The 5,059-nt window shown below is 62.5% G+C and carries 3 protein-coding genes; 2 read left to right on the top strand and 1 reads right to left on the bottom strand.

The features are described from left to right. On the top strand, nucleotides 1–209 hold a 209-nt coding region (locus AACR77_RS14025; RefSeq protein WP_156133358.1), incomplete at its 5' end, for a hypothetical protein. A 193-nt stretch (nucleotides 210–402) separates the two neighbouring features. Here the strand turns inward: AACR77_RS14025 and pulA are convergent. Then, on the bottom strand, nucleotides 403–4,455 hold the full coding sequence (gene pulA / locus AACR77_RS14020; protein ID WP_042882362.1) for a pullulanase-type alpha-1,6-glucosidase: 4,053 nt from the start codon (nucleotides 4,453–4,455) through the stop codon (nucleotides 403–405). Nucleotides 4,456–4,716: 261 nt separating this feature from the next. Here pulA and AACR77_RS14015 point away from each other — a divergent pair. After that, nucleotides 4,717–5,059: hypothetical protein (locus AACR77_RS14015; RefSeq protein WP_042882366.1), on the top strand; the 343-nt coding region annotated here is incomplete at its 3' end.

Raw genomic sequence — 5,059 nt, 5'->3', positions numbered from 1 at the left:
AGCTCGGCGGGGTTGCCGCCATGATCCGGCTCTCCCGCGCGGCGCTGGCCAACATCCACCAGAACATCGCGCTGGCGCTGGGGCTCAAGGCCATCTTCCTGGTCACCAGCCTGCTCGGCATCACCGGCCTGTGGATTGCGGTGCTGGCCGACACCGGCGCCACCGCCCTGGTCACCGCCAACGCCCTGCGCCTGCTGCGAAAACGCTAGGCCGACCGTTAACGGTACAACCAACAGCCGCCCCAACGGGGCGGCTTTTTTATTGCCTCGCCCACAGCAAAGAAAAAGCGCGGCTGCCGGTCGGCAGTCGCGCTTTGCTTACTCTCTCGGTGTTATCCCGCCCTTGGCGAGGCGGAATTCAACCCGGGGTTGCCGAGCCAGCCCCGGGCTCGATGGGAAAGACTTACTTGGCGCTGCACTCCTGGATGATGACGCTGCCCACCTCGCCGGAAGTCTGGGTCGGGTCAACCTTCACCAGGAAGCTCCACAGACCCTGTTCCAGCGTGATGCTGTTGTTGCCCATGCCACCGTCGCCGTGCTGGAGCGGGTAAACCTGCTCGGGCTCCAGTGCGATCAGGGTGCCACCGGCATCCTTCACGAAGAACTGCTTGCTCCAGTTGCCATCGTCGTTGGCAAACTTGAAGTCAAAGCTGCCCGCGTAGTTGAAGGCGGCCTGATAGATGGCGAGGTTGCCTTCCATCCCCTTGTAGCTCAGCTGGTAGGCCGGCTGGGCGTTCCAGTCGCTCAGACTGCCGCGCACATAGAGCGGGAAGCCGAGCGGATTGCCCGCGACGGTATCCAGCACCTTGCAGCTCTGCGCCGGTTCGGTGTAGCTGACGCTCAGGGTGGGCTTGTCCTTGTTCATGGCGGTGAAGACAAACTTGTAGGTGCCAGCCTTCTCCACGTTGAACGGCAGATCCCCGCCATTGGCACAGAGCGTATTGACCTGGCCGGTCGCAAGCTGGTCGGTATCGCTGCACTTGCCGTAATTGACGGGGCCGCTCCACTCGTTGCCAGCGATCTTCACCTGGGTCGACCCCAGCTGATCCGCCGTCACCTCGGTGGTGAACTCATAGGTGAAGTTGCCACTGAAGTTCATCTTGTTGACCGGATCCCACTGATTCAGGAAACCGCGCACGAACACCTCGGTGTCACCGAAGGGAGGCAAGGTGCTCAGATCCGTCTTCTTGCTCACCGGCAGCCCCGCACCCTGGGCACCGCTCTGCGGCTTGACGAACACTGCCGCCGACCAGGCGCCAAGGGTCAGCTGACCGCTGTCATTGGCCGCCCCGCTGGCGATGCTGTCGGAGTCACGGTGGGCACCGCTCAGGACCATGCCGGTCAGATCGATGGGCTGATCCTTGCCGTCACGGAAATCGCCGATGCTCTGGGGCTGATTGGTGGCGTTGATCATCACCACCAGGCCGTCGATGGCCGGATCCAGATCCGCACCGGCGCCCACCCCGTCATCCACGCTCATCACGATGAGACCAGGGATCTGCTCAGGGCCGGTGTTGCGGAAGTCGACCCGCTTGATCACCTCGGCGCCGCTGCCAAGACGCAGCAGACGAGAGGATTGACGCAGTTCGGAGAGCTCCTGGTAGAAGTTCACCATCTGATGCATCTCGGCCGAACCCGGCTTGGCGTGCTGGCCGAGCACCTGCTCGATCAGCTCGTAGTTGGCCTCGTCCTTGTCCTTGCGCGGCAAGCCCTTGTCGAAGTTGTTGTCGCCAAGGGTGTAATCGACCCGGTTGTACCAGTCGCCGGAGTCGTAGCTGTCCCGCTCCATGGACTTGGAGCGCAGCAGTTCGACACCCGCGTGGGTGAAGGGAATGCCCTGACCCAGCATGGCAGTCGCCAGAGAGACCCCCTGCATCCGCACCAGGTCGGCCCCGGCGGGTGCCTTGTACACCAGGTTGTCGAACAGGGTCTGGTTGTCGTGCTTGTCGACATAGTTCTGGATTTCAGTCGGATCCTGGGCATAGCCCGCCGGTTGACCGTTGTAGTCGATGTCGGAGCCTTTCTTCGGAATGCCGTCCTTGTCGGTCAGCACGAACTCCTTGAGGTTGCCCGCCATGCCGAGGCGCACCAGATCGGACTGATGCAGGGCGGTGGCGAGATCGACGCCGTCCAGCTCGTTGGCATCCACCAGGGCGCCGTTGCCAAAGCCCTGGGTCTTGCGAATGGCTTCGCCGCCATCGAACGGGCTGCCCCCGCGCACCGCGTCACGCAGCCGGTCGGAGAAGGAGCCGATGCCGGTACCGGCCAGATGCTTCTGGGTCGCCTGCACGAACCGCTTGTCATCCTGTACCTCGCCGAAGTTCCAACCCTCGCCGTAGAAGTACATGTCCGGATTGACCTTCTTCACCTCGGCCAGGGCCTGCACCATCTGATCTTTCGGGTGATGGCCCATGAGGTCGAAGCGGAAGGCATCGATCTTGTAGTCCCGTGCCCAGGTGACCAGGGAGTCATCCATCAGCTTGGCGAACATGGCGTGTTCCGGCGCCGTGTTGGAGCAGCAGGTGGAGTTTTCCACCGAACCGGTCTCCGGATTGAGGCGCTGGTAGTACCAGGGCACAATCTTGTCGAGCACGGATTTGGAACCGAGACCCGCTTCGTTGGTGTGGTTGTAGACCACGTCCATCACCACGTTCATGCCGATGTTCTGCTTGATGGCCTGCACCATCTCGCGGAACTCCTTGATCCGGGTCGTCCCCTCCGCATTGGTGGCGTAGGAGCCTTCCGGAGTGGTGTAGTGGTAGGGGTCATAGCCCCAGTTGAAGGAGTCCACCCCGCGCAGATAGCCGTACAGCTCCTGCACCACGGGGTTCTCCTTGCTGTCGCTGGCTTGCAGATCACCGAGCACGGCTTCGATGGTCTCGCCGCCACCACAGTGGCTGGCAAACCTGGAGTTCTTGACCTCGGGATTGACCTCGCACAGCTTGCTGAAGTCATCGCCGATGTTGGCCACCTTGGCCGGATCCTCGTTGACGGTGGCGATGTCGAACACCGGCAGCAGGTGCAGGTGGCTGACGCCGCTCTTGGCCAGGGATTTCAAGTGGGTGACGGGCACGCTGTCGCTGTCGGTCAGCCCGAGGAACTTGCCGCGGTGCTCCACCGGCGTCGACTCGTCGTTGCCGGTCAGATCCCGGACGTGGGCCTCATAGATGGTGATGTCGGCGGGGTTCTTCTGGCTGTGGGGCGCCTTGAGGCTGTCCCAGCCTTCCGGCTTGAGGGCCGGATCGTCGAGATCCACCACCTGGCTGAACTCGGAGTTCATCGCCAGGCTCAAGGAGTAGGGGTCGGTCACCTGATAGGATTCCAGCTTGCGGCTGACCGGGTGATAGACCTGGATGTCGTAGCGGTAGTATTTGCCGACAAGATCGCTGCCCCCCTGCACGCTCCAGCTGCCGCTGGCCTCGTCCAGGGTCATGGCGCGCTCGCCAAGCGACTTGTGCTGCTCGTCGAACAGCGCCAGCTTGACCGACTTGGCGGTCGGTGCCCAGAGCCGGAAGGTGACATTGCCTCCCTCCACCACGGCGCCGTAGGCCAGCTTGGTGGCCGCTTCGCTGTAAAGGGCATCGAGGGCACCGGCACTCTGCACCAGGGTCGCCCCCTGCAGGATGCCGTCCGCATCGGTCCCGATGGCGACCAGCTCACCCTTGAGCAGGGGCTTGAGATCTTTCCCCGCGGGCAGGGCGAAGGCGGCGGCATCCTTGAGGTGCGGGTATTTGGCCTGTTGCTCTTCGGTCAGGCTGGTCGGGGTCAGCTTGAGGTAGGGGAAATCGAATACGCCCTCGCTGTTTGCCGTGATGGTGCCTGACTCTGTGTAGTAGAGGCGCACATAGGGCTTGTCCTTGCCCCCTTGCCAAATCAGGGTGTTGTCGTCGATGAGATGGGCACTGGCCCCCGCCACGCCGAAGGCGGCGGTGAAGGCTTCCGCCCGGCTGCCGAAGATCTCGTTCTTGCCGGCGACGATGGCCACGGTGCGATCCGGGTGATCGTTGAAGACCACCTTCATGTCGCTGCCGGTCAGGTTCGCGAGATCGCCGTTGCGGGCGATGAAGTTGATGCAGCCTTCCATCTTGGAGAGCGGCACGACCCAGGCCGGACCAAAACTGTCCGCCGCGGACGGCGTCTTGCTCTTGTCATCCCAACCGGTGTTGAGGCCGCCCTCCGAGGTCGAGTTGCAGGCGTCGTTGTTCCACAGGTGCAGGCTGTGGCTGGCGAACGGGCCGGTGACACCGCGCGCCGCGCTGGTCTGGGTATCCACCAGGGCGATGACCGCTTCGTCAGGGCCGGCCGTCAGCAGTTCGGCCGGGGGCTGGACGTTGGGAAGACGAGCGACGGGCTCATCCTGAGGGGCAGGAGCAGAAGAACTGTTGTCGTTACAGCCTGACAAAAGCGCGAGCAGTGAGGCTGTTACCAGCGCCACTTTGGTCTTTTTCATATCCATTTTTTTATAATTCCCGCTGTAGTTAGTCTCGATATCCGAGTACCCGGTCATTGCCGAGCGGTGTCATATTAATCAGCGGGAATTGCCGTAAATGTGAGCGGATGGGCAAAAAAAACCAATCCGCATCAACAAGATAACGTTTTCATAACGAAAACTCGATCGCGCTCACAGACCTGGCACCGCTTTCGGCCCATACCAGCGGGAAGAGGGGAGCGAGTGACGAAATCAATGTCCAATCAAATGGATAGAGGGGGCTGGGTGATGAAACGGATTGAGGAGCAGGCCAGGCGGCTGGACCAGGAGTATCAGGGCATTGCCCAGTTGTTCGATCAGTTCTGCCAGCAGGCCGGCGTGCTCGCCGAACGCTATCACTTCTTCAACTGGCCGGATTATGAAGAGAGCCCGCCCCTCGCCCGCGCCTTCACCCTGCTGGGGGAACCACGGGAGCTGCGGCTGCGCTGTCAACCCGGCGAGGGGGGTTCCCTGAACGGCCTCCTCCAGGTGTGTGGCGAGGAAGGCAAGGTTCACGCCAGCCTGGGCTTTCATGCCGACGGCCACCTGCTGCTGGAGCCGGGCCGCCTGCTCGACGACCCGCCGGGACTGC

Source organism: Aeromonas sp. ZOR0002 (assembly GCF_963866995.1).
In the GTDB taxonomy this organism is placed as follows: Bacteria; Pseudomonadota; Gammaproteobacteria; order Enterobacterales; family Aeromonadaceae; genus Aeromonas; species Aeromonas caviae.
The sequence above is the reverse complement of the archived record's forward strand: the minus strand, read 5'-3'. Positions and strand labels throughout refer to the sequence as shown.

What these genes read in the sequence shown, in the direction of transcription:
- pulA (WP_042882362.1), bottom strand. Translation starts at nt 4,455, where the DNA reads ATGGATATGAAAAAGACCAAAGTGGCGCTGGTAACAGCCTCACTGCTC.